This window comes from uncultured Alistipes sp. (genome assembly GCF_910580175.1).
Classification (GTDB): Bacteria; Bacteroidota; Bacteroidia; order Bacteroidales; family Rikenellaceae; genus Alistipes.
Genome location: NZ_CAJTXD010000011.1, coordinates 809 through 3097, shown reverse-complemented (window position 1 = coordinate 3097; position 2289 = coordinate 809). Strand labels below are relative to the sequence as shown.

The following is a 2289-nucleotide window of genomic DNA, read 5'->3' as shown; positions in this document are numbered from 1 at the left end:
CGTGGTGCGACGCCCACTCGGCTTCTGCTTCGCCCCGGATGTAGGGGATGACGCTTCGACTGAAATAGAGAGCGTAGCCGTCGCGAGAGAGGGCTATTTTCGGAGAGTTGGGGTTGAAGATGTCGTCGCCCGGCTTCATGGGGTAGGCCAGGGTGGCGATGTGTGCTCCGGGATCGTCGAAGGCTGCCCGCAGGCTGGTCAGGTGCTCTTCCGAGATGAACGGCTCGTCGCCCTGAACGTTGATTACCACGTCGAACGACATGCCCGTCGCGGCACTGTATTTTTCGAGCGCTTCGGCACAGCGGTCGGTGCCGCTGCGATGCTCGGTCGAGGTCATGACCGCCTGTCCGCCGAAACTTTCGACGGCCCGTGCGATGCGTTCGTCGTCGGTGGCGACGCAGCAGTGGTCGAATACCTTTGCCGTGCGTTCGTATACGTGTTGTATCATGGGTTTGCCCTGGATGTCGGCGAGCGGTTTCCCGGGAAACCGCGTGGAGGCGTAGCGTGCCGGAATGATGGCTATGAATTTCATGCGGTTCGGTTTTTTGGAACAGACAAATATACGTTTTTTCGGGCGGCGCTGCGGGTTTTTTGTAAATTTGCGGGACAATGCGGAGATCGAAGGAATATTATGCGGACCTTTTTGCCCGGTTGGGCGAACGGCTCGAGGGATTCGGTACCACGGCGGTAGCGGAGGCTGCCGTGGCGGCCAATCCTTGGTTTACGCTTTCCGACGTACGGTTCGCCGTCGACGCCTTGCGCCGCAGCATGCTGGACGCGGAGGTGCTGAAAGAGTGGTTGGCGCGATACGAAACGGTCGGGAGACCTTGCGGCCGCCGGGTGGCGGTGATCATGGCCGGCAATATTCCGTTGGTGGGATTTGCCGACCTGCTGTATGTCGTGGCGTCGGGGAATATTCCGTTCGTCAAACCTTCGTCCAAAGATTCGGTGCTGATGGCGTATGTCGTCGGACTGCTGCGCGAGCTGGCGCCCGGGGTGCCGGTGGAACATTATGTGCCGGGAGGGCGTTACGATGCGGCGATCGCTACCGGTAGCGACAATACGGGCCGCTATTTTCACGCTCTTTTCGATGGTATTCCTTCCCTTATCCGGGGCAGTCGCGGGTCGGTAGCTCTTCTTACGGGCGACGAAACCGAAGACGAGTTGCGGTCGCTGGGGCGGGATATGTTCCGTTACAGCGGACTCGGATGCCGCAACGTCGGCCTGGTCTTCGTGCCGCAGGCCTGCGACCTCGACCGTTTTGCACGGACGGTCGCTCCGGCGCGTGAAGAGGTCAACCCCAAATACTACAACAACTATCGCAGCCTGCGGGCCCAGCTTCGTGCGTCGGGTGCCCCCTTTTGCGACGGCGGAACGTTCGTCGTGACCGAAGGGGAACAGTTTCCCGTTGCGCTCAGCAACATCGTGGCGTACCGTTACGGGAGGGTAGAGGAGGCGTATGCCTGGTTGAAGGAGCACGACGGCAAGGTGCAGTGCGTGGTGGGGCGCGATGCGCTTCATCCCAGAGCGGTCGGTTTCGGAGAGGGACAAACGCCCCGGCCCTGGGATTATCCCGACGGACGGGATGTCATGGAATTTCTCGCCTCCGTTTCCCCCGCCGAAACGGACCACGGAACGACGGAATTATAAACATCTATATATTATAATCGCGTATGGTTTTCAAATTGAGGATGCTCGGCAGTGAGTCCGACGATTTTGTCCGGGAATATGAGGTCGCGGATGCGACCGACCTGTTGCAGTTGCACGATCTGATCTGTGAGGATCTCGGTTACGATCCCTTCAACTTCAGTTCGTTCTTTGCGGCCGATTCCGGGTGGAACAAGCTGCAGGAGTATACCCTGGAGGATATGCAGGATTGCGATGCCGGCATCGCCGCATTGCCGATGGAAGCGGTGAGGCTGAGCGATGTGTTGGCTGCCGGAATATCGCGGTTGATATTCGTTTTCGATATGCTTTCCGCCCGCGAGCTTTTCCTGGAGGTGATCGATTTCAAACAGGAGGCCGCCGGGGCGGTTTATCCCCGCGTCGTGTTGTCGGCGGGAACGCCGCCCGCACAGGCGGAGGGAGGATTGGAGGCGGACGAGAACGATCCTTTCAGCGACATGATGGAGGAGTTCGCCGATTTCGAGGGGATGGAAGACGACGGATTCGGCGATGACTTCTAAGAAAGGGACCCTGGTGGTCGTGGTGGGACCCACCGGTTCGGGTAAGACCGACGTCGCCGTAGAGCTTGCGAAGCACTTGCGGGCGCCGATTCTCTCTACCGAC

4 protein-coding genes are annotated in these 2289 nt (G+C 59.6%); 3 read left to right on the top strand and 1 reads right to left on the bottom strand.

The window, feature by feature from the left end:
* Positions 1–532 (bottom strand): 3-deoxy-manno-octulosonate cytidylyltransferase (gene kdsB / locus QZ298_RS08615; protein WP_296008124.1); only part of this gene is annotated, 532 nt, incomplete at its 3' end.
* 77 nt (positions 533–609) lie between these two features.
* Between kdsB and QZ298_RS08610 the strand changes: the two genes are divergently transcribed.
* The 3 genes from QZ298_RS08610 to QZ298_RS08665 all read left to right on the top strand — a co-directional run.
* The gene (locus QZ298_RS08610) at positions 610–1650 is read left to right on the top strand and encodes an acyl-CoA reductase (RefSeq protein WP_296008122.1); all 1041 of its coding nucleotides are present in this window, start codon (positions 610–612) and stop codon (positions 1648–1650) included.
* 23 nt (positions 1651–1673) lie between these two features.
* Positions 1674–2186 carry a hypothetical protein gene (locus tag QZ298_RS08605; RefSeq protein ID WP_296008119.1) on the top strand — a complete coding sequence of 171 codons (513 nt, stop codon included), beginning with the start codon at positions 1674–1676 and terminating at the stop codon, positions 2184–2186.
* Positions 2176–2289, top strand: a 114-nt coding sequence (locus tag QZ298_RS08665; protein WP_367114389.1) for an isopentenyl transferase family protein, incomplete at its 3' end; no start/stop codon positions are given. The genes QZ298_RS08605 and QZ298_RS08665, both read left to right, overlap by 11 nt.

Excerpts from the sequence above, each read along its gene's own strand:
- QZ298_RS08610 (WP_296008122.1), top strand. The coding sequence starts at position 610 with ATGCGGAGATCGAAGGAATATTATGCGGACCTTTTTGCCCGGTTGGGC.
- QZ298_RS08605 (WP_296008119.1), top strand. The coding sequence starts at position 1,674 with ATGGTTTTCAAATTGAGGATGCTCGGCAGTGAGTCCGACGATTTTGTC.